At 70.9% G+C, this 20,525-nt stretch carries 20 protein-coding genes; 5 read left to right on the top strand and 15 right to left on the bottom strand.

Annotated features, from left to right (window positions below; all coding sequences use genetic code 11):
- Positions 1–23: 23 nt before the first annotated feature.
- The 5 genes from B0675_RS23555 to B0675_RS23535 form a co-directional block, all read right to left on the bottom strand.
- Positions 24–2,567, bottom strand: a complete 2,544-nt coding sequence (locus tag B0675_RS23555; protein WP_081220801.1) for a discoidin domain-containing protein — start codon at positions 2,565–2,567, stop codon at positions 24–26.
- 378 nt (positions 2,568–2,945) lie between these two features.
- Positions 2,946–4,634, bottom strand: coding sequence for a hypothetical protein (locus B0675_RS23550; RefSeq protein ID WP_081220800.1), 1,689 nt, complete (start codon positions 4,632–4,634; stop codon positions 2,946–2,948).
- A gap of 106 nt (positions 4,635–4,740) precedes the next feature.
- Positions 4,741–7,014, bottom strand: coding sequence for a M4 family metallopeptidase (locus B0675_RS23545; RefSeq protein WP_081220799.1), 2,274 nt, complete (start codon positions 7,012–7,014; stop codon positions 4,741–4,743).
- Positions 7,015–7,500: 486 nt separating this feature from the next.
- Complete coding sequence (locus B0675_RS23540; RefSeq protein ID WP_241539975.1) at positions 7,501–8,928, bottom strand: MFS transporter; 1,428 nt, start codon at positions 8,926–8,928, stop codon at positions 7,501–7,503.
- Positions 8,929–9,278: 350 nt separating this feature from the next.
- Positions 9,279–9,452: a CsbD family protein gene (locus B0675_RS23535; protein ID WP_081220797.1), complete on the bottom strand. Its 174-nt coding sequence runs from the start codon at positions 9,450–9,452 to the stop codon at positions 9,279–9,281.
- Positions 9,453–9,668: 216 nt separating this feature from the next.
- On the opposite strand from B0675_RS23535, the gene B0675_RS23530 reads away from it, so the two are divergent.
- Positions 9,669–10,232 (top strand): DUF5709 domain-containing protein, encoded by a 564-nt coding sequence (locus B0675_RS23530; protein ID WP_241539844.1) that lies wholly within the window; start codon positions 9,669–9,671, stop codon positions 10,230–10,232.
- Between the two features lie 105 nt (positions 10,233–10,337).
- Here B0675_RS23530 and B0675_RS23525 read toward each other — a convergent pair whose 3' ends face one another.
- Entirely contained in the window at positions 10,338–10,520 is a 183-nt protein-coding gene (locus B0675_RS23525) for a hypothetical protein (protein ID WP_081220796.1), read from the bottom strand.
- Positions 10,521–10,719: 199 nt separating this feature from the next.
- On the opposite strand from B0675_RS23525, the gene B0675_RS23520 reads away from it, so the two are divergent.
- A complete protein-coding gene (locus B0675_RS23520; RefSeq protein ID WP_081220795.1) occupies positions 10,720–10,899 on the top strand; it encodes a CsbD family protein in 180 nt (59 codons plus the stop codon).
- Positions 10,900–10,901: 2 nt separating this feature from the next.
- Entirely contained in the window at positions 10,902–11,270 is a 369-nt protein-coding gene (locus B0675_RS23515) for a low affinity iron permease family protein (protein ID WP_081221963.1), read from the top strand.
- Positions 11,271–11,342: 72 nt separating this feature from the next.
- On the opposite strand, the gene B0675_RS23510 is transcribed toward B0675_RS23515, so the two are convergent.
- From B0675_RS23510 to B0675_RS23500, 3 genes are read right to left on the bottom strand one after another with little or no spacing between them, the layout of a single operon-like run.
- Positions 11,343–12,239: a carbohydrate ABC transporter permease gene (locus tag B0675_RS23510; RefSeq protein ID WP_081220794.1), complete on the bottom strand. Its 897-nt coding sequence runs from the start codon at positions 12,237–12,239 to the stop codon at positions 11,343–11,345.
- A complete protein-coding gene (locus tag B0675_RS23505; RefSeq protein WP_081220793.1) occupies positions 12,236–13,216 on the bottom strand; it encodes a sugar ABC transporter permease in 981 nt (326 codons plus the stop codon). The genes B0675_RS23510 and B0675_RS23505 overlap by 4 nt, the downstream gene beginning before the upstream one ends.
- Positions 13,213–14,523 (bottom strand): ABC transporter substrate-binding protein, encoded by a 1,311-nt coding sequence (locus tag B0675_RS23500; protein ID WP_081220792.1) that lies wholly within the window; start codon positions 14,521–14,523, stop codon positions 13,213–13,215. Before B0675_RS23500 ends, B0675_RS23505 begins: the two co-directional genes overlap by 4 nt.
- Before the next feature lie 557 nt (positions 14,524–15,080).
- Between B0675_RS23500 and B0675_RS23495 the strand changes: the two genes are divergently transcribed.
- Positions 15,081–16,235: a hypothetical protein gene (locus tag B0675_RS23495; protein WP_081220791.1), complete on the top strand. Its 1,155-nt coding sequence runs from the start codon at positions 15,081–15,083 to the stop codon at positions 16,233–16,235.
- Positions 16,236–16,315: 80 nt separating this feature from the next.
- Here B0675_RS23495 and B0675_RS23490 read toward each other — a convergent pair whose 3' ends face one another.
- The 5 genes from B0675_RS23490 to B0675_RS23470 all read right to left on the bottom strand — a co-directional run bounded on the left by B0675_RS23490 (position 16,316) and on the right by B0675_RS23470 (position 18,699).
- The gene (locus B0675_RS23490; protein ID WP_081220790.1) at positions 16,316–16,918 is read right to left on the bottom strand and encodes a GPP34 family phosphoprotein; all 603 of its coding nucleotides are present in this window, start codon (positions 16,916–16,918) and stop codon (positions 16,316–16,318) included.
- A 344-nt stretch (positions 16,919–17,262) separates the two neighbouring features.
- A complete protein-coding gene (gene ykgO / locus B0675_RS23485) occupies positions 17,263–17,385 on the bottom strand; it encodes a type B 50S ribosomal protein L36 (protein WP_081220789.1) in 123 nt (40 codons plus the stop codon).
- A 41-nt stretch (positions 17,386–17,426) separates the two neighbouring features.
- The gene (locus tag B0675_RS23480) at positions 17,427–17,687 is read right to left on the bottom strand and encodes a type B 50S ribosomal protein L31 (RefSeq protein WP_081220788.1); all 261 of its coding nucleotides are present in this window, start codon (positions 17,685–17,687) and stop codon (positions 17,427–17,429) included.
- A 76-nt stretch (positions 17,688–17,763) separates the two neighbouring features.
- Complete coding sequence (rpmG, locus tag B0675_RS23475; RefSeq protein WP_081220787.1) at positions 17,764–17,928, bottom strand: 50S ribosomal protein L33; 165 nt, start codon at positions 17,926–17,928, stop codon at positions 17,764–17,766.
- A gap of 177 nt (positions 17,929–18,105) precedes the next feature.
- Positions 18,106–18,699 (bottom strand): TetR/AcrR family transcriptional regulator, encoded by a 594-nt coding sequence (locus B0675_RS23470; protein ID WP_081220786.1) that lies wholly within the window; start codon positions 18,697–18,699, stop codon positions 18,106–18,108.
- A 210-nt stretch (positions 18,700–18,909) separates the two neighbouring features.
- Between B0675_RS23470 and B0675_RS23465 the strand changes: the two genes are divergently transcribed.
- Complete coding sequence (locus B0675_RS23465; protein ID WP_081220785.1) at positions 18,910–19,755, top strand: class I SAM-dependent methyltransferase; 846 nt, start codon at positions 18,910–18,912, stop codon at positions 19,753–19,755.
- Positions 19,756–19,821: 66 nt separating this feature from the next.
- Here the strand turns inward: B0675_RS23465 and B0675_RS23460 are convergent, their stop codons facing one another.
- Positions 19,822–20,418: a DUF4232 domain-containing protein gene (locus B0675_RS23460; protein ID WP_081221962.1), complete on the bottom strand. Its 597-nt coding sequence runs from the start codon at positions 20,416–20,418 to the stop codon at positions 19,822–19,824.
- Between the last annotated feature and the right edge of the window lie 107 nt (positions 20,419–20,525).

The following is a 20,525-nucleotide window of genomic DNA, read 5'->3' as shown; positions in this document are numbered from 1 at the left end:
GGCCGTCACGGTCGCGGTCACGCTCACGGGAACTGCGTGATCTTCGAGGGAACGGTGTCCGTCCCCGACGTGGGTGAACCGGTGTTGTTGACGACGTGGGCGTACTGGCCCTTGCCGCCCAGGGAGATCACCAGGATGTCGTGCAGCTTGATCCCTGTCTTGACCGGCACCTGGAAGCCGTGGGCCTGCACGATGGACGGGTCCGAGGTGAAGTTGCAGTAACTTCCCATGCCCCATGCCTCGTGCACGTTGACGGAGTCGGCGACCTTGTAGGCCGCGTATCCGACGATGCCGTCATGGGTGATGGCGGCGGAGTTCGGCACGTCGTACGCCTTCTCGTTCTGGAAGAAGATCGTGCGCCCGCGTTCGCCGTTCCACAGCACGTCGTACTTGTTGAAGTGTTCGACGAACAGGCCGGTGGTGAGGACGTCGTCGCCGTTGACCACGAGGCCGTAGTCGGCCCGGTTGGTCTCCCAGCCGACGCCTTCACCGTGGTCGGCGCGCCAGAGCCAGGTGTGGTCGACCACCACGTCGTCGCTGTTGACCACGACGGAGTTGGTGGCGAGGCCGGGGCCGGCACCACCGATGCGCACGAACACGTCCTGCATGGTGGTGGGGTTGGCCGCGTGGTCGGCGGAGCTGTTGGCCGGGCCGATCTGCAGCAGGGTGTTGGAGTTGGACCGGCCGGCGTCGATGAGGAACCCGGCGAGCCTGACTCCGTCGACGTCCGCCACGTGCATGGCGTCGACGCCGTTGTCCGGAATGATGGTCGCCAGACCGAGACCGAGGACGACGGTGTTCGCCCGGTTCACGTTGATGGTCTGGTCGAGGTGGTAGACGCCCGGGGTGAAGAGCAGATTCAGGCCCTGGGCGAGGGCGGCGTTGATGGTCGCCGCGGTCGCGCCGGGCTTGACCACGTAGAACTGGTCCAGCGGGAGCGACGTACCGGGCGTGTTGGGCCAGGAGACGCCGCGCGCGTTGGTGCGCTTGGAGGGCACGAACACCTTGTACGCGTTGCCGTCCATGTAGAGGTACGGCTTCTCGCGCGAGACGGGGGTGTTGTCCAGGGTGGTGTACGGGCCGGAGTCGAAGTTGGTGGCCGGGGCTCCCTGCACACCGGAGAACGTCATGTTCCAGACGCCGTTGGTCCAGCCGCCGACGGAGCTGTCACGGGTGTACCACTGCTGCTGGGAGTAGGGGCCGACCGTACCGTCGATCTTGGAGTCGGCGATGTAACCGCCGGAGGCCCAACCGTAGCCGTTCGGCGCGAGGTTGAGGCCGCCCTGCACGTGGATGCGGCGGAAGGGGGCCGCCTGGGCCACCGCCCACCGGTCGGTGCCGTTGGAGGGCGTGATCGACAGGTTCTCCGCCGAACGCCAGAAGTTCTGGGTCGCGTTGCCGTTGAACCAGCCGGCGTCGACGGTGATGTCACCGTTGATGTGGACGTCGTCGGGGTTGAGGCCGAGGCCCGAGACCGAGGTGTAGAAGCCGACCTGGGCGTTGATCCCGTTGTAGGTGCCGGGCTTCATCAGGAACTGGTAGCGGCCGGTGCCGAACTGGTTCGACTCCTGCTGCGCGAAGACCTGGTCGAACTTGGCCTGGAGGTTGGGCGTCGAGGGGTCGACGACGATCACGTTGGGGCCGAGGTCTCCGCCGCCCTGCACGGGTCCGCTGCCGCCGCCTGAACCGGTGTGGACGGCCACCTCCCAGAGCGAGTATCCGTATCCGGTGCCACGGGTGGTCCCGTTGATCCGCACGTAGCGGCCCTGGCCGGAGACGTCGTAGGACGTCGCGCCGGCGGTGCCGTCGGTGACGGACTTGAGCGTGGTCCAGCTCTGCCCGTCCGCGGAGGCCTGGATCTGGAAGGCCTTGCCGTACGCGGCCTCCCAGTTGAGGTCGACGCGGCACAGGTCCTTGGACGATCCGAGGTCGACCTGGATCCACTGCGGGTCGGAGGCCGCGCTGGACCAGCGGGTGCCGGTGTTGCCGTCGAACGCGGCCGACGCCGGGGTGCCGGCGTTCTCGGTCGAGGAGGCACTCGCCGTCTTGCCCTGGGCGGCGTTGGCCGTGTCACAGCCCGCGGGCTGGGTGGTGCCGCCGCTGCCGAACACCTGGAACTCCCAGAGGGAGTAGCCGTACTGGGTGGCCCGGTGGACGCCGTACATGCGGACGTACCGGCCCTGCCCGGAGACGTCGAGGCTGTCGGTGCCGCCGTCGCCGCCGGTCACGGACTTGATGTCGGTCCAGGTGCTCCCGTCCGGGGACGTCTGGATCTTGTAGTCGCTGCCGTACGCGGCCTCCCAGTTGAGGACGACCTTGGTGATGGTGGCCGAGGAGCCGAGGTCGACCTGGAGCCACTGGGTGTCCAGGGCGGCGGAGGACCACCGGGTGGCGGTGTTGCCGTCGACGGCGTTGGCGGCCGCGGTGCCCCCGTTCTCGTCCGAGGACGACGTGGCCGTCTTGCCCTGGGACAGCGGCAGGTCGGCCGCGGCGGCCGGGCTTTGCAGGGGCAGGGTGACGAGCGCGGCCATGGCGGCGAGCGCGACACCCAAGGATCTCAGTTTCATGCCGTGACTCCATGCGGGTGGGGTGACGAGCGGAGCGGACGCACGGGAACGAGGACGCAGGAGGGAGCTCTGCCCCGTGCGACCGATGAGCGTGAACCAGCCCTGGGAGGCGCTTAGTTCACGGTTTGATTTAAGTAATGAACCATTGGGGTGGCAAGAGCCGTGACGCGAGTTTCTTCAACTCGCTTTCACAGCGGCCCGATCGGTGAACCACCCCGAAGGACGTGACCTGGAGGGAGACGGCGAGGGCGGGCCGGGCGCGGCGGGCGTCCCGTCAAGGCTTGAAGGCACGACCGCGCCCCACACCCCCGCGTGCGGGGGCGGGCGCCGTGCGGAGGACTGTGAAAGAGGCTTCTTCAAGGCCTGCTTGACGGCGTGTCAGCAGCAGTCGTGGTCCGCCGCGCCGGTGGCGGGCGTGGCCGCCGACGTCTCCAGGCGGCAGAAGCAGGACGCCTCGATCCGTACGTCCGCCTGCGCGAGCGCCGTCCTCAGCTGCTGTCCCACGATCTGCGCCTCCCCCGTCCTGCCGAGCCTGACCAGGCATTCGTGGAAGCCGTGCAGGGCCCAGACGTTGCCGGGGTGCTGGGAGGGGCGGGGCAGGGTGTCGTCGATGCCGAGGTCGGCGCGGTAGACGGCTTCCGCCTCGGCCACCCGCCCCTGTTCGAGCAGCAGGGCGCCGTAGGCGTGCCGGGTGGGCTGCATCCAGCCCCACGGCTCGTCGTAGGGAAGGCCGTCGTCCAGGGCGATCGAGCGCTCCAGCGCGGCGAACGCGGTGTCGTGGTCGCCCTTGCGGTAGGCCAGTTCGCCGTCGAGCATCTCCGATGCGATGGCGAGGATGTCCGCGCAGGTGTTGTTGAAGAGCATGCGGGTCTCGGGGACCCGGGTGACCGCTTCGCCGAACAGGTCGCGCTCCGTCTCCGCCTCGGTGACGCGGCCGGTGGCGGACAGGGCGACACCGCGCGCGTAGTGGAGCATCGCCGTGGTCACGCAGTGCAGCCGGGGGTCGGCGGGCAGGGGCAGGCGCAGGATGTCGTCCCAGCGGCCGAACCGGATCAGCACGTGGACCCGCATGGCAAGGAAGCTCTCCAGCCAGTCCGCCATCGGCGGGCTCTGTACGCGCAACAGCTCGTCCGGGATGGAGGCTTCGAGCTGCGCGGCGGTCTCCAGGGCGATCGCCGACCGGCCGAGGAACATCGCTCCGTAGATCCGGAAGTGGTAGTTGTGCGAGCGGTACAGGGTGTAGAAGTTCATCGCGCCCGCCCGCGCACGGTACTTCTCGTCGGCGGCGATCGCGGTGCCGTTGTCCGCCACCACCCGCCGGTAGTCGCCGCACAGCACGTCCAGATGCGTGGGCATGTGCTGGAGATGCCCCGCGTCCGGCACCAGACCCCGCAGCCGGTCCGCGACGGGCAGCGCGGTCTCGGGCGTGGGAGACATCTCCATGAGGTGGATGTACAGGTGCAGGAGTCCGGGGTGCCGCTCCCCCGCCGCCGTGGCGAGCGCCCGCTCCAGCACCGCCCTCGCCTCGGCCGTCCGGGCGCCCTCGGCCGGTTCGCCGGTCCGCAGGTCCCACAGCTGCCACGGGGTCAGGTTCATCAGCGCGTCGGCGTGGAGGGCGGCGATGTCGAGGTCGTCGGGGGCGCCTTCGTACACGGTGCGCATGGCGTCCGCGTAGGGCGCGTTCCACACCGAGCAGTCCTCGACGGGTTCCGCGCGCGGGTAGCGCAGCTCCAGCGCCCCGATCAGGGCCTGTTCGGCCGGGGTCGCGGTGTCCGACTTCGCGCGGGCGAACCGCACGGCGGCGTGGGTGCGTTCGACCGTACGGCTCAGGTCGTCGCCGTCGAAGAACTCCCACGGCTTGTTGTAGTTGGGCCCGAGGGCGTAGGCGATGCCCCAGTACGCCATGGCGCAGTCGGGATCGGCCGCCGCGGCGGCCTCGAAGCAGGAGACGGCCTCCTCGTGGTGGAAGGCGTAGGACCACACCAGCCCGCGGTCGAACCACCGTTGCGCCTCGGGCGACGTGGTCGTCACCGGACGGCTGTGGGTGCCGAGGTCGTAGTAGTCCATCCCGCGCTCCTCAGACTGCTGCCGGAAGGGTGCCGTCCTCCCATCGTGAGGCATCCGGGGGGCGTCCCGCCGCCGAAGCGACGGGACGCCCGCGGGGAACCCGGTGTCAGGGCGTGATCCGCCACTGCTGGATGTAGCCCACGTCGATGGAGGCGAGGTCGCGGACGCGCAGCTTCCAGGTGCCGTCGACCGGCTGGGCCGAGGCGTCCACCGTGAACGTCCGGTCCACGTTGTCGGCGGAGCCACCGCTGCGGTTCAGCAGCGAGTACACGGTGCCGTCGGGGCCGACCAGGTCGACCGTCAGGTCACCCCGGTAGGTGTGCACGATGTTGACGTAGACCTCGGTGGTGGCCGAGGCGTTGCCGGGGCGGCCGGTGATGGTGACCGGCGACTCCACCGCCGCGCCCAGGTCGGGGATGTCCACGCGGGTGCTGTTGGCGTAGACGTACGCGACGCGCCACGTGAAGCCCACGGAGACGGTGGCGCCGGTGCTGTCGGTCACGGTGACGGTGGTGTCGCTGGTCCCGGTGGTGGTGGGGACCCCGGAGACCAGGCCGGCGGTGCTGATGGTCAGGCCGTCCGGCAGGCCGGTGGCGGTGTAGGTCAGGCTCGCGTCGGCGTTGGTGGTGTAGGCGTCGACCTGGAGCGAGACGTCCTGGCCGACGCCGGAGGTCTGGTCGGCGATCGGGGCGATGTTGACGCCCAGGGCGACGCGGTCACCGACGTCGATGCCGGCCCAGGCGTCGGCGACGGCGAGGTAGGTGGCGCTGTAGGCGCCGAAGAGGTCGGCCGCGGCCCGCAGGGTGGCGACCCTGGCAGCCGCGTAGTCGGTCGTCGACGTCATGTACGTGGTCAGTGCGCGGTACCAGATGCGGGAGGCGTTCTCGATGCCGACGCCGGTGACCGGCAGTCCGTCGGCGGTCGGACTGTCGTACGCGACGCCGTTGACGGTCTTGGCGCCGCTGCCCTCGGACAGCAGGTAGAAGAAGTGGTTCGCGGGGCCCGAGGAGTAGTGGACGTCGAGGCCGCCGAGCGAGGGGTCCCAGGAGTCGCGGGAGGATCCGTCCCTGGAGGGCTTGTCCATGTACCGCAGCGGCGTGCCGTTGCCGCGGATGTCGATCTTCTCTCCGACGAGGTAGTCGGGCACGTCCGCCGCGAGGTCGGAGTGGAACTCCACGGCCGCGGCGAAGATGTCCGACGTCGCCTCGTTGAGGCCGCCGGACTCTCCCGAGTAGGTCAGGTTGGCGGTGGCGCTGGTGACGCCGTGGCTCATCTCGTGGGCCGCCACGTCGAGCGCCGTCAGGGGGTGGGTGTTGCTCGCGCCGTCGCCGTACGTCATGCAGAAGCAGCTGTCGGACCAGAACGCGTTGACGTAGTTGTTGCCGTAGTGGGCCCGGCTGTAGGCGGCGACGCCGTCGTTGCGGATGCCGTTGCGGCCGAAGACGTCCTTGTAGTAGTCCCAGGTCGCGGCGGCGCCGTACGCGACGTCCACCCCGGCGGTCTGCCGGTCGCTCTGGGTTCCGTCGCCCCAGACATCGTTGTCGTCGGTGTAGAGCGTCCCGGTGCCGGTCGTCCCCTGGTTGAGGTCGTAGGTGCGGTGGCCCGCCCGGTCCGCGTCGACGAGTTGGTACGTGGAGCCGGAGGGCGTGGTGGAGAGGGGGACCGTGCCGCTGAACTGGCCGGTGCCCGTGCCCGTGTGGACGTCCTCGTACCGGGAGGCGACCTTGCCGGTGGCGGCGTCGGTGACGACGTGCAGCGCGCTCGGCGTCCCGTCGTGCTGGAACCCTTCGACGACGGACTCCCAGGCCAGCACGGGCCGGCCTTCGGCCGCCCACACGACGAGCCGCGGCGCCGCGTCCACGGCGGGACGTCCGACGGCCGCCTTCCTGCTCACGGCGAGGGCCTTCGCCCTGGCGTCGGCGGCGGACCTGCGGGGTGTGGTGCTCGGCACCGTGATGGTGGAGCGGGTGGCCTCGGACACGGTGGTCCGGCCGTCCTTCAGGTGGACGACCAGGTCGCCGCCGAGCACCGGGAGCCCGGCGTACGTCCGCTCGTACCGCGTGTGGGTCGTGCCGTCGGCGTCCTGGACCACGTCCTTGACGACGAGCTTCTCCCGGGTGCCGAGTCCGAGCCGGCGCGCGGTGGCGCCCGCCTCGGCCGTGGCGCTCTTGACGAGGGTCGTGCGCCTGGCGGGCGACAGCGGGACCTGGGCGGCCGCCGCCCGGGGTTCGGCGGTGATCCGCGTGGTGGCGGGGCCGGGGTCCGCCGGGGCGGCGGACGCGGAGCCGTGGAGGGCGAGGGCGAGCAACGAACCGGCGGTGGTGAGGGCGAGGGCGGCGGCACGTCTGCGTCGACGCGCGGAACCATGGTTCCCGTTCAAGGTCGTCTCCTTCTGCGGGGGTGGCCCGGGGGGCGCCCGGGCCACCGGGCCGGCGGGTGAGGCCGGTCCGGGGGCGAGGGCGGGAAGGAGCGCCGCACGACGGACCGCACGAGGACACACGCGGTTTCGGCGGCGCGTGGAACGTGAGGGTGCGCGAGGCACGGGTGGGGGATGGTGGTGGGGGCGAGAGACGTGCGGGTGTGAACGAAGCGTGAACGTTCGCCAGCAGAGTGACATCAGCCCGGTCGCTTTGTCATGGAGATGACAAGACAACGGCTGGAATTGACCACGGCTCAGCGGGCTTTCGTCACCCGCGCAAGACCCTTTCGGAGGCTGTGCGTCCGCTGTGAGCGGGGCCGTCGTCGCGAGGGACCGGGCGACGGGTTCCGGCCGCGGGTGACGGTGCCGGACCGGCGCCTGGCGCGGAAGTGCGCCGGACCCCGCACCGGCCGGTCCGAGGGATGGTCACGCGGCCGCCTGCGACTCTCAGGGCTGACTCGCGTGCGTGTGGCCGTGGGACCACTCGGGCGGGCAGGGCGGCTGGTCCTGATCGGGTTCGCGGTCGCGCAGCCAGTCGTACACGGCGAGTGCGAACGCGCAGAGGATGGCCAGCGTCCCGGACCCGACGGCGATGGCGACGGCGGAGCGGTAGTCGTGGTGCTCCGTGCCGAGCACCATGTAGAAGAGGCCCGGCAGGGCGGCCGTCCCGACGGCGCCGCCCAGGCGTTGCGCCGTCTGCAGGGCACCGCCGGCCGCTCCCGCCATCCGTACGGGCACGTCCCGCAGGGTCATCGTGACGTTGGGCGAGATCACGCAGCCGCTGCCCAGGCCGCCGACGAACAGGGCGGGCGCCGCCCACCAGACGGCACTGTCCGCGGGGCCGAAGCGCAGGATGAGTACGGCACCGCCGAGTCCGAGGGCGACGCCGGCGAGGCCACAGACCGTCAGCAGCCGCCCGAACCGCTCCACCAGCCGTCCGGCGATCACGGCCGCCGCGGCCGAACCCACGGCGAACGGCGTCACGGCGAGCCCCGAGCGCAGCGGGGAGAAGTGCTCGCCGTTCTGGAAGTACAGGGCGAACACCAGCCACACCCCGCTGAACCCCACGAAGTACAGGGCCGCGATGGAGGCTCCGGCCGCATAGCCCCGCGTGCCGGTCACCAGCCGGGGGTCCAGCAGCGGCTGCCCGTCGCGCGCCGCGAGGCGCCGCTCCCAGCGGGCGAACGCCACCAGCAGGATCAGACCGACGAGGAAGAGCCACCATCGTTTCCGTACGCCGCCCGACTCGGCCATCACCAGCGGCAGCATCATCGCGAGCACCCCGCAGCCGAGCAGCAGCACGCCCGGGAGGTCGAGCCGTTCGCGGCGCCTCCGGGCGACCTTGGGGAGCATGCGCACCCCCAGCAGGAAGGCCACGGCGCCGACGGGCACGTTCACGTAGAAGATCCAGCGCCAGCCGTCGGGGCCGTCCGCGAGTTTCAGGATGAGCCCGCCGACGACGGGGCCGACCGCGCTGGAGATGCCGACCGTGGCGCCGAAGAGGCCGAAGGCCCGGCCGCGCTCGGCTCCGCGGAACATCTGCTGGATGAGGGCGGAGTTCTGCGGCGCCAGGCAGCCGGCCGCCACACCCTGGGCGAGCCGGGCCACGACGAGCCAGGTGATGTTCGGCGCGGCGCCCGCCCAGGCGCTGCACAGGACGAACGCGGCGAGTGCCCACAGGAAGATCCGCCGTCGGCCGATCGCGTCACCGAGCCGTCCGGCCGTGACGAGGACCAGGGCGAAGGTGAGGGCGTAACCGGAGACCACCCATTGGATGGACGGGGCCGAGGCGTGCAGGTCCCGTTGCATGGAGGGCAGGGCGACGGCGACGATCGTGACGTCGAGAAGGCTCATGAACCCGGCGGCCAGCGTCACCCACAGGGCGTGCCAGCGCCGCGGATCGGCTCCCTCGGCCGCCCCCTTCGAACTGTCTCCTCGTCCTCCGTCTGCCTGCGTGTGCCGTGCTCCCACGCCGGGGGCTCCTCTCCGCCGCTCACCACCATCTTGGGTACGAGCGGCCGTCCGGCAACACGAACGGCGCGGACGGCCGGTCCCCGACCCCACCACGCCGGCACGGCGGACCGGGTCACGGCCCTCGCCGGACACACGCCGGTGGGGCCCGTTCCGAGGAACGGGCCCCACCGCGTTCGGCCCGACGACCGCGTCGGTTCCGGCCGGTCACCGGGCGGCCGTCGCGCGGCCCGGCGCCGGAAGTCGTCCCGGCGTCAGGGCTTGAAGGCGTCCTTCGTCTTCTCCTTGGCCTGGCGTGCGTCGCCCTTCGCCTTCTCGGCGCGGCCCTCGGCGGTCATCCGCTCGTTGCCCACGGCGCGCCCGGCGGCCTCCTTGGTCTTGCCCTTGGCCTGTTCCATCTTGGCCTTGGCCTTCTGGTCACCAGCCACAACTGCTCACTTCCCCATCAGGATCGACATCAGCTGCTGGGACGTCGGGTGACCGCCCGGGCGTGGATCAAACGTGAAACCCTCGGATCGCCCCTCGCCGGTCGGTCACTCTGCGTGTCGTCGTGCCGTTCCGGGGTGCCGGAACGGGTGGGCTGGGTGAGCCTGGGTACGCGGGGCGATGACACACATCGAACCATCCGGGAGGTCGCTGACGACATGGGCAGCCAGAGCGAGGACGACACCATGGGGGACGAGGTCTACCAGCCGGAGGGCCTCGACGACCGCGAGGACGAAGGCATCCTGGACGCGGAGGACACGCTGGAGGACCGGGGTGCCGACCCCTACGACGAGGGGTGGTCTCCGCCCGAGCGCCCGCTCGGGGTGGAGCACCAGGGCACCACGGAGCGTGAACAGCGGGAAGGGGAGACGCTCGACGAGCGGCTCGCCGAGGAGCGTCTGGACCCCGCGCTGGAGGAGCCCGACGCCGCCGACGACGGCGTGGGCGATCTGGAGGGCGGGGACGGCGAACCGCTGGACGACGAGGTGGGCACGGACCGCGCCGGCCGCCTCGTGTCGTACGACGGAGACGCCCTGGCGGACGCCGAGAACGACATGCTCGCCGAGGACGTCGGGATCGACGGCGCCGCCGCCTCCGCGGAGGAGGCGGCCGTGCATCTGGTCCCGGACGACGTTCCCGAGGACGCGGCGGACGAGGACCTCCGCCAGGCTCAGCGCGACGAGATCCGCCGACTGCGTTCCGAGACCGACACCGCTCCCTGACAGCCGTCCCGCCCGCCGCTCGGCCCGCCCGTGCACGGCAGGAGGGCGCGGACCCCCGTGCGGGGTCCGCGCCCTCCTCGTACGAAGCCCGGGTGCCGGCGGCGGTCAGTCCTCGCCGCGGATGATGTTCGCCTCGGGGGCGGACCGGTCCTGGCGGGCCGTCCGCTCGGTGGTCGCGGCAACGCAGGTCCGCGGACCACTCCCCCGACGGCGCGCCTCGGCCCACTCCGTCTCGGTCCGAATGATGGTCCTGCTCGTACTCATGCTGTCCGCGGTCACGACGCTCATCTTCCTTCTGTGTTGGGCCCGTTCGGGACCGGACTTCCCTGCGGCTCTGGGCTTTGCCTACCGGGTCCCCGCAGGCGGCGCGGAGAAACCCGGCCGTTGTGAGCGAGAACCGGACAGCGGCCGGTTTGCGCGGCCGTCCGCGGGCCAGACGGTGGGTAACGCCGCAGCGCGGCACGGAGCCCCCGAGAGGACGACGACGATGAGGTTCAAGGGCAACGCGAAGGTGAGACAGCTCAAGGGCAAGGTGACCGAGTCCGTCGGCAAGGCCATGGGTGACCCGTCCATGCAACGCGCCGGGCGCCGTGAGCAACTGCGCGGCAAGGCACAGGAGATGACCCGGACGGCGACGGACCGCGTGCGCACGTGGACCAAGCGCTGACCATGGTTCTCCAGCATCCCGCCGACCGCGGCGGCGACGACCGCGGCAGGTTCGAGCGGCTCGCCGAGTCCGCGTCGCGCTTCACCAGCTCGCCGGTGTTCTTCGCCATCTGCGTCGTGCTGGTGTCCCTCACCATCGCCGTGCACTTCGCCGGGCTCTCCCTGGAGTGGCTGCTGCTCGCCGGTGACGCGATGACGACGGTGACGCTGCTGCTCCTCGCCCTTCTGAAGAACTCCGAGCTGCGGGGTGAGCGGGCCCTCCAGCGCAAACTGGACGCCATCGCCGCGGCGCTGCTGGAGGCGCAGGAGGGCGCACCCGGCACGGCCCACAAGAACCTCAGGAGCGTGATCCGCATGGAGGACGAGACCTGAGAGACCGAGGACGTCGTACGAGGGGCCCCGCACAGGCGCTGTGCGGGGCCCCTCGTACGACGTGTTCCTGTCTCAGCCCTTGTTGGCGCCGAGGGTCAGGCCGCTGACGAACTGACGCTGCAGCGCGAAGTACACGATCAGCGTCGGGATCGCGGTGAGCAGGGCACCGGCGGCCACCAGGTTGGGGTCCGTGAAGTACTGCCCGGAGAGGTTGTTCAGGGCCGAGGTGATCGGCATGTTCTCCCCGGTCGAGATGAGGACGATGGCCCAGAAGAAATCGTTGTAGATCCAGATGGACAGCAGCGTGGCCAGGGCCGCCATCGCCGGCTTGCACAGCGGCAGCACGATCTGCCAGTACATCCGCCACACCGAGGCGCCGTCGACCAGGGCGGCCTCGGTGAGTTCGTCCGGAAGCATGCGCATGTAGTTGCTCAGCACGAAGGCGCAGAACCCCGACTGGAACGCCACGTGGATGAGCACCAGGCCGAGCGCGGAGTCGTAGAGCTTGCCGCTCGCCGTGACGCCGGGCAGGTCGACGAGCAGGTACATGCGGTACAGCGGGGTGATGATGACCTGCTGCGGCAGCAGGTTGCCCGCGGTGAACACCAGCAGCAGGAACACGTTGAGCCGGAAGTCGAAGCGGCTGACATAGAACGCGACCATCGACGACAGCAGCAGCGTCAGCAGCACGGCCGGGACCGCGATGATCAGCGTGTTGACGAAGTAGTGCGTCATGTCGGACTGCTGGAACGCGTTCTTGAAGTTGTCGAGGCTCAGCGTGTCCGGCCAGGAGACGTACCCCTTCTCGCTGGTCTCCCCGTACGGGCGCAGGGCCGCGAACACCGCCCACAGCAGCGGGGCGAGCCAGGCCAGCGACGTGACGACGAGGAACACGTGCAGCAGGACGCGGGCCGGGCGGACCGGGGGCCGGGGTCGCTGCCGGTCGAGCGCGGCGGTCGGGGTGCTCATGCGCGCCGCTCCTTCCGGAAGGTCGCGATCAGGTACGGGATGATGACCGCGAGGGAGATGACCAGCAGGACGACGGCGATCGCAGAGCCGTAGCCGATCCGGCTGGACTCACCGATGATGTTGTTGGTGATCAGGATCGACAGCAACTCGGTGCCCTGGGCGCCCTTGTTGAAGACGAAGACCAGGTCGAAGGCGCGCAGCGCCTCGATGATCGTGACGACGAGGACGACGGTGTTGGTGGGCCGCAGCGTCGGGAAGATGACGCTCTTGAACGTCTGCCACTCGTTCGCGCCGTCGAGTGCCGAGGCCTCGCGCAGCGAGGGGTCGACGCCCTTCAGGCCGGCCAGGTAGAGGATCATCATGTAGCCGGTGTGCCGCCATGAGGCGGCGATGAGCACGGCCCACAGGTTGAGGTGCGGGTCGCCGATCCAGTCGATGTAGTGGCCGGGCTTGTTGGCCCCCACGAGGCTGTTGATCAGGCCCGTGTCGGGGTTGTAGACGAGCTGCCAGACGAAGCCGGTGACGGCCAGCGAGACGACGACCGGGAGGAAGAACGCCGTCTGGTAGACGCGGCTGAACCGGATCCGCTTGTCGAGCTGCACCGCGAGGAACAGGCCCATCGGGGTCGGGACCAGGATGAGCACGACGAACCAGATGATGTTGTGCTGGACGGCGGGCCAGAACTGCGGGTTGTTGGTGAACAGCTCCCGGAAGTTGTCCAGGCCCACCCACTTGATGGAGTCGAAGCCGATGCCGTCCCAAGTGGTGAAGGCGAGGGCGATCGAGGCGAAGGCGGTGACCCAGACGAGGGCCACGTGCAGGACCGTGGGCACGCCCGCCATGAGGGCGAGCGTGATGCGGTCACGGCGGGTCAGCAGACGCCGGCGCCCTCGCGGGGCCGGCTGCTGCTCGTGTGCGGGCCCCGGAGGCGGCACGGCGGCGGCCTCCGGGGTCTTCGTGTCGGTCTCGGCGGTCATGCGGAGGCGAAGATCGTCTTCTTCTGGCGCTCGATCGAGGACAGCAGACCGTCGACGCCCTTGGGGTTCTGGAGGAACTTCTGCAGACCGGGCTGCATCACCGTGGAGGTGAAGTCCGGCCGGGAGTCGCGGTCCATGAACTGGGTCAGGCTCTTGGCGCCGCTGATCATCTCGTAGGCCTTCTTCTGCAGCGCGCTGTACGAGGAGGTGTCGGCCTTGGAGGAGGCGGCGACCACGCTGGAGTCGGCCTTGAGGTAGATCTGCTCGGCGGCGGGGGTCCCGAGGTATTCGAGGAGCTTGACGACTCCGCTGTGGTTCTTCGGGGCCTTGCTGACCATGAAGCCGTCGGTGGGCGCCTCCACCGTGTCCTGGCCGTAGGCCGGGTTCATCTCGGGGAAGGCGAAGAAGTCGAGGTCGTCGAGGTCGGCCTTGTTCGTGAACTGCTGGGCCACGAAGGAGCCGAGGAGGTACATGCCCGCCTTCTTGGCCACCATGGTCTGGGCCGCGTCCTGCCAGGTGCGGCCCATGAAGCCGTCCTGGTGGTACGGGAGCAGCTCGGCCCAGTGGTCGAAGACGGCCTTGACCTTCGGGTCGGTCCAGGAGGCCTTGCCGCCCATCAGCTCGACGTGGAAGTCGTAGCCGTTGAGGCGGAAGTTGATCTGGTCGAAGGTGCCCATCGCCGGCCAGGCGTCCTTGTCGGCGAAGGCGATCGGGACGAGGCCGTCCTTCTTCATCTTCTTGCAGAGGGCGACCAACTGGTCCCAGGTGGTGGGGACTTCGTAGCCGTGCTGCTGGAAGACGCTCTTGCGGTAGAAGATCGCCCAGGGATACGTGTAGAGGGGCACGAAGTAGTACTTGCCGTCCTGGCCCTTGCTGAGCTTCTTCATGGCGTCCGGGAAGTTGCCGCCGATCTTGTCCCACACGTCGTCGATGGGCGAGGCGAGCTTCTTCGACGCGAAGAACTGCATGCGGTAGCCGGCGAACCAGTTGAACACGTCGTCCGGGGTGCCCTGGAGGTAGGAGTTGATCTGCTCCTGGAAGGTGTTGTGGTCCTTCGTGTTCACGTCGACCGTGACGCCGGACTGCTTCTTGAACGCCGCGTAGATCTCGGCGAAGGCCTTCTTCGGCACCGCGTCCGAGGCGTTGGAGCCGAGCGTGACCGTCTTGGGGTCGGCCGAGCTGCCGCTGTCACCGCAGGCGCTGAGCAGGGGTATGCCGGCGCCGAGCGCTGCCGCGCCGCCGATTCCTCGGAGCAGCGTGCGGCGGCTGGGAGTCGGGGCGGACGAACCCGGGAGATGAAGGTGCATGACGGCTCCTGTGGGCAGGGTTCGGTCAGGGAGGACGACCGGCCCGGAGGCCGGAAAATCGATCAAAAACCAACTCGACCGAACAACGTGGGCGTAATGACAGCCGGATGTCACCATCGTCGTCAAGACCCCGCACCTCACGTGCCCGAAACGTGACCGACACACCTGGACGTCAACCACTCTAACGGTCAAGGAAGTTGTCGACTTCCCCAACGAAGGTGACCATAAGTCAACAGCGACGGACGGGAATTGGACACAGACGGGCTGCCCGGCCGGGGTCCACCCACGCCCCTCGCAGCACCCCGCCCGACAGCCGCCCCGGCGACTCCCCACCCGTCCGCGCCCCGAGCCGCCGACCGGCTCCCCCGTCCGCCCGCGACCGGCCATCGGGCGCTCCGCAACCACGGGTCCGAACGGAAAAGACTCGATCCGCCGCAAACCGCGCATATTCACGCGAGGGCGGAGGTCCGTGATCCCCGAGGGGGCCACGTCCCCGGATCATGGTGCGAGGTGACCATACTGGGAAGGCACACCACACCCCACCAGCAAAGTGACTCATGCCGAAGTCCTCCACAGACCGTCCCACCGCGCCGGACACCGTCTGGCTGGCCGCCGGGCGCCACACCGGCCCCGCCCCGCAGCACGCTGTCCGGGAGCATCTGCGGGCACTGAAGAACAGCGAGCGGATCCAGGACTTCCTGGAGACGGAGAGCGCCTCGACACCGGGCGGTCACGTCTTCGAGGCCCGCTGGTTCGTCGCCGACGGCGTCACGGTCCGGGCACGGCTCGTCACCGACGGGCGCGAGGAGGTGGACGGCGACCGGCACTGGACGCTGGCGGCCGAGGCCGAGCGGCCCTGGGACCTGGCGTGGGCCTCCCCCGCCGACGTGTTCTGGCCCGCCGGGAGCCACCTCGCCTGGGACCGCGACGCCGCGACCGGCCTCCTGCTGCAGGACATCAACCCGCTGCCGAAGGACGACGCGGCTCTGCGTCGGCTGATCAAGGACAGCGGACGGCACAGCTGGAGCATCAACGTCGTCGTCCACGAGGCCATGACACCCGACCGCGACGGGCTCGTCCCCCTGGTCCGGCGGCTGCCGCCAGGCCTGCGGCACCGTGTCGTGGAGCACCGCGCCACGCCGGAGCAGTACCACGCGGTCAACTGGGCCCTCGGTGACCTCGCCGCGTCCGTACCGCGCGGCGGGGCCGTCATCCTCTCCGGCACCCCGGCGCGGCTCGGTTACGACCAGGAGGACTTCAGCGTGCGGAGCGTCTTTCTCGACGGCTCCGAACCGGCCGAGCTCCTGGACAAGGTGCTGCGCTTCGCCGCGCTGCCCTGGCCGCTGCCCGACGACGCGGCCGCCGCCGTGACCGAGCTCCGCGAGGACTGGCGTCTGCTGACGCTGGAGGAGGAGCTGGCCAAGGCGCGGGCACAGGCCGCCTCCTACGCGGAGGCCCTCGACGCCATGACGAAGTCGCGCGATCTGTACCGCGAGGCGACCGAGCTGGCCCACGCGGCGCTCGCCGAGATGGAGGAGTTCCGTGACGCGGCGTCCGCCGTCCGCGCCGCTGCCGAAGGGCAGGAGAAGAACCCCCTCACGAAGACCCTGCAACGGGTCTCCGACACGCTGCGCGCCCGGCGCGCACCGCGGATCGAGGCGCAACTCCAGGAGGCGCGTGAGAGCGTGCACCGGGCCCGCGAGTCCGGCTGAGCGGGCGGGCCCCTCCGCCGGGCGGGCCCGGCGACAGGCCCTCGGCCTCGTCGAACCCGCTCGATCCCCGCGGAGGTCCCTCAGCCGCGCCAGATGTTGGCGAAGGCCGCCTTCTCGATGGACCGGCGCTGACGGACGGCCTCCAGCTCCATCACCGCGTCGTGCACGGCGACCAGCACGGTCGTGACGCCCTCGTCGACCACGGCCGGCGTGTCCTCGGGCTGCTCGACGGGAATCCCGACGACCTCCGCCAGGGCGAGGAGAACGGGTTCGTCGGCCGCCCAGCGGTGCAGGGCGCGGGTGCGGGCCGGCGAGTCCGCCAGTTCCATGCGCTCCCCTTTGAGCGACAGCCGGCCCCGCTTCTGCCGGACGAGCTGCCCCGACTGTTCGAGGTCGCTCTGATAGGCCCCCGCCAGGTCCCTGCCCCGGCGCCAGAGCCAGTCCTCGACCCGCTCGTACGGCGCGTCGTGGCTGAGCTTCGCCGCCGCCTCGCCCAGCAGCCGGTCCTCCGGCGCGGCGCCGGACTTCGGCACCATCAGGTCGCCTTCCAGCACGAGAGCCCCGGCACCGACGAGATCGATCACCTCGGCGCCGGCGAGGGCGAGCGACAGATCCCCCTGTCCCACCGGACGGTCCGACTCCCTGTCCATCGTGATGACGAACAAGTCCCTGGCCGTGGTCACGAACGGCTCCCCTCGGAGTTCTGCGCCCGGCGCGACCCTCACGCATCGGTTCCCGTCGTCCGCGCCCCACCGTCCGCCGGCGATCCGGTCGCCGGGGAAAGGCACGTCACAGTCGTGATCGTAACGCCAGGGAGGTCCGGGAACCGTGAGCCGTGGGCCGGACGGGCAGGTCGGCGAGGCGCCGTACGGGACGCCTTCGTGGCCCCGGCGCCGAAGGGGCGCCGGACCCGCAGGCCCGGGCCGCCCGCGGCGGTGTCCGCCGGAACAGCGGGGTCCCGCACATGCGGCCGGCCCGGCCCACGCGGACGCGTGGGCCGGGCCGGATGTGTTCCCCCGGACGCCCGTCAGCCCTGGCGGGCCTTGAGGCGCGGGTTCTTCTTGTTCACGACGAAGACCACGCCGCGCCTGCGCACCACCTGGGCGCCGGGCTTGGACTTCAGGGAGCGAAGTGAATTGCGTACCTTCATGGTCGGACTCTCCTCCTGCCGAACGCGACGGACTCCAGGACTCAGGTCCGGTTCGCCGCGGCTCGGCCGTAGCGGCGCTCGAAGCGCTCCACCCGGCCGGCGGTGTCCAGGACCCGTGAGGTCCCGGTGTAGAACGGGTGGCTCGCCGACGAGGTCTCGACGTCGATGACGGGGTAGACCACGCCGTCCTCCCACTCGATCGTCTGCGCCGAGTCCGCGGTCGAGCGCGTCAGGAACGCGACGTCCGCGGCACGGTCCCGGAAGACGACCGGACGGGATACGGGATGAATGTCGGTCCTCATGGGGTTCCCTCCTCGATGGCGGCAGGTCGGTCCGTGATGACGTCGGCCACCTCTGCCGGGCGTGGCCGCCGTGCGGTCAGCGCTCCTCGCGGAACGTGACGTGCCTGCCCGCCTGCGGGTCGTACTTGCGCAGGACGAGCCTGTCGGGGTCGTTCCCGCGGTTCTTGCGCGTCACGTACGTGGCGCCGGTGCCGGCCGTCGACCTCAGCGTGACGACGGGGCGTGCGGTGCTGCGTGCCATGAGGTCCTCCTTCGCCCACCATGCACGAGCCTTGACTCGCGCATGCCAATCAGTTACGCGAGCTGTAACAGCGCACCCCGCGTCCGCATTCCCGACGCGCGTCAGGGTTCTCGAAGCGGACGAACCGGACGTCGGGCGCCAGGCTCCGGGCACGCGCGATCGCCCGCGCACGGAGCCTCAGGCTTCGCGCAGGACCCCGGCGAGGACCGAGTTCACCATCCGACGGACGGCCTCCGGATCGGGCGACGCGTCCTCCCCGCCCGCGAACAGGAGGTGCCCCGTCCCGATCAGGGTGAGCGCGAGCGTGTCGGTGTCCGCTTCGGGCGCGATACGGCCCAGATCGCGCTCGGCACGCAGGTAGGAGGCGATCATGGCGCCGGCCTCCGTCAGCACGGGCAGCCCCGCGGGAGTGGTGAGCCGCAGCCGCGCACGCAGCGCGTCCCGGGCCGCGACGAGGCCCAGCACGCCGAGGGCCAGGGGACCGAACACGTCGGCCAGCGCGGCGGTCAGCCGGTCGGCCACGGCGCCCGTTCCGGCTGTCGCCCGCAGGACGCCGCCCTGTTCACCGATGAGGACGATCCGGTCCCGCACCAGCTCGGCGAGGAAGTCGTCGAAGTCGGCGAAATGCCGGTGCAGGACACCCTTGGCGCACCCCGCCTCGGCCGTCACCGCACGGCTGGTCAGCGCGTTCGGCCCCTCACGCAGCAGGATCCGCTCGGCCGCGGCGAAGAGCTGCTCACGGGCGTCGCGCAGGGCCACTCCGGTCGGCATGAGTACATCCACCTTCCTGTTCCGGGCGGGTGCGCCCACTCCGCCGCCGTACCCGCCCCCTCACGGCAGCCCTGCCCGTGATGGTCGCCCGCCACCTGCGCCGACGTCCCGTTACGACTCCCCGCATCGTTCTCGAACGGCGCGCCCGGCCGGTCCGGACCCGTCGTTCGACCGTTGACGAGTGGGCATGCGCCCACTCATAGTGGGCGCATGCCCACTGTACCGACGGGAGGGTCGCTCCCCTCACCGCGAGAACCGCACGAGCACCGGTCGACGGCGGAGTCCTTCGGTTCGGACGCCGAGCGCTACGACCGGGCGCGGCCCGGCTATCCCGATGCTCTGGTGCGGCGGATCGTCACGGGCAGTCCCGGCCGCGACGTGCTCGACGTGGGATGCGGCACCGGGATCGCCGCCCGGCAGTTCCGTGCCGCGGGATGCGCCGTCCTCGGGGTCGAGCCGGACGACCGGATGGCCGAGGTGGCCCGGCGGCTCGGCACGGAGGTCGAGGTGTCGGCGTTCGAGGCGTGGCAGCCCGCCGGGCGGCGGTTCGACGCCGTCGTCGCCGCGCAGTCCTGGCACTGGGTCGATCCGGTCGCGGGAGCGGCCGGGGTTGCCGGGGTGCTGCGCCCCGGGGGCAGGTTCGCCGCGTTCTGGCATGTGTTCGGTCCGCCGGCCGAGGTGGCGGAGGCGACCGCGACGGCCTGTCGAAGGGCGATGCCCGACTCGCCCTTCGACTTCGCGGCGATGGCCCGGCCGTCCACGGACCCCTACCGCCCCGTGCTCGACCGGACCCGCGAGGGGCTGCACGAGGCCGGCGGCTTCGGTGAACCGGAGGAGTGGAGCTTCGCCTGGGAACGGTCGTACACGCGGGACGCGTGGCTCGACGTCGTTCCCACCCAGGGCGCGCTCACGCAGCTCCCGGCGGATGCGCTGATGGGCGTCCTGGCCGAGGTGGGCTCCGCGATCGACGCGATGGGAGGCCGCTTCACCCTGCGGTTCACGACCGTGGCGATCTCCGCGGTACGGACGGACCGACCGGACCGGGGATGCTCCTGATCGCGCGGACCGCACACCGTCGCCGCCCGGACGTCCTACGGCGACGGCGTGGACGGTCGCGGACGCTCAGGAGGGCTTGGTGGCCGTGACCGGAGTGGCGGTCACCGTGTCGTCGCATTCGGCCACCACGCCGTCGTCGAGGGCGACCTGGTGCGCTCCGGCGCCGGGAAGGCCCACCACGAGGGTCGGATAGGTGGCGGGGTCGGCCCCGGACGCGCAGTATCCGTCGCCTTCGCCCTGGACCTGCTTGAACGTCAGCTTGATCCAGGCCTTCCCGCCGGGGGCGAGGACCACCCGGGCCGCCGTACCCGTCGGGGTCACCGCGAGCGGACGTCCCTTGTCCGGGGAGCCGTTGGCCGCGCCCGCCACGGTCGGATGCCCCTGGAGGGAGCACGACGCGCCGGACGTATTGGTGAACTCGACGACCGCCGCGCCCGTTCCGGTCCCGTCCGGCCGGACAGCGGCCTGACGCATGGTCGTTTCCAGCGCCTCCGCGGCGCAGGGCGCGGCCGCCGGGGCCGAGGAGGCACCGCCCGAACCGGGCTTCCCGGAGGGGGTGTTCGAGGACGGCGCGCCCGAAGGCCGAGCACCGCCCGTGGGCGCCGAGGAAGCGGCGGACGGCACCGAACCGGTCCCGTCGTCGCCCGGCTGGCAGGCCGTCATGAGAAGTGCGGCGGCCGAAACGGCCGCCGTCGCCAGAGCGGCCCTGCGGGCAGCCGACCCGTACCGCGTCCCGTTGAGCATGGAGTCCCCCGATGAGTTGGTCGGGC

It is taken from the genome of Streptomyces sp. M41(2017), from assembly GCF_002078175.1.
GTDB lineage: Bacteria > Actinomycetota > Actinomycetes > Streptomycetales > Streptomycetaceae > Streptomyces.
This window is presented reverse-complemented; position numbering and strand designations above follow the sequence as displayed.

Coding starts and splice junctions, on each gene's coding strand:
- B0675_RS23495 (WP_081220791.1), top strand. CDS start 15,081: ATGCCGAAGTCCTCCACAGACCGTCCCACCGCGCCGGACACCGTCTGG.
- B0675_RS23505 (WP_081220793.1), bottom strand. CDS start 13,216: ATGACCGCCGAGACCGACACGAAGACCCCGGAGGCCGCCGCCGTGCCG.
- rpmG (WP_081220787.1), bottom strand. CDS start 17,928: ATGGCACGCAGCACCGCACGCCCCGTCGTCACGCTGAGGTCGACGGCC.
- B0675_RS23470 (WP_081220786.1), bottom strand. CDS start 18,699: ATGCCGACCGGAGTGGCCCTGCGCGACGCCCGTGAGCAGCTCTTCGCC.
- ykgO (WP_081220789.1), bottom strand. CDS start 17,385: ATGAAGGTACGCAATTCACTTCGCTCCCTGAAGTCCAAGCCCGGCGCC.
- B0675_RS23525 (WP_081220796.1), bottom strand. CDS start 10,520: ATGAGCGTCGTGACCGCGGACAGCATGAGTACGAGCAGGACCATCATT.
- B0675_RS23465 (WP_081220785.1), top strand. CDS start 18,910: ATGCCCACTGTACCGACGGGAGGGTCGCTCCCCTCACCGCGAGAACCG.
- B0675_RS23480 (WP_081220788.1), bottom strand. CDS start 17,687: ATGAGGACCGACATTCATCCCGTATCCCGTCCGGTCGTCTTCCGGGAC.
- B0675_RS23515 (WP_081221963.1), top strand. CDS start 10,902: ATGGTTCTCCAGCATCCCGCCGACCGCGGCGGCGACGACCGCGGCAGG.
- B0675_RS23555 (WP_081220801.1), bottom strand. CDS start 2,567: ATGAAACTGAGATCCTTGGGTGTCGCGCTCGCCGCCATGGCCGCGCTC.
- B0675_RS23520 (WP_081220795.1), top strand. CDS start 10,720: ATGAGGTTCAAGGGCAACGCGAAGGTGAGACAGCTCAAGGGCAAGGTG.
- B0675_RS23530 (WP_241539844.1), top strand. CDS start 9,669: ATGGGCAGCCAGAGCGAGGACGACACCATGGGGGACGAGGTCTACCAG.
- B0675_RS23500 (WP_081220792.1), bottom strand. CDS start 14,523: ATGCACCTTCATCTCCCGGGTTCGTCCGCCCCGACTCCCAGCCGCCGC.
- B0675_RS23510 (WP_081220794.1), bottom strand. CDS start 12,239: ATGAGCACCCCGACCGCCGCGCTCGACCGGCAGCGACCCCGGCCCCCG.
- B0675_RS23460 (WP_081221962.1), bottom strand. CDS start 20,418: ATGACGGCCTGCCAGCCGGGCGACGACGGGACCGGTTCGGTGCCGTCC.
- B0675_RS23550 (WP_081220800.1), bottom strand. CDS start 4,634: ATGGACTACTACGACCTCGGCACCCACAGCCGTCCGGTGACGACCACG.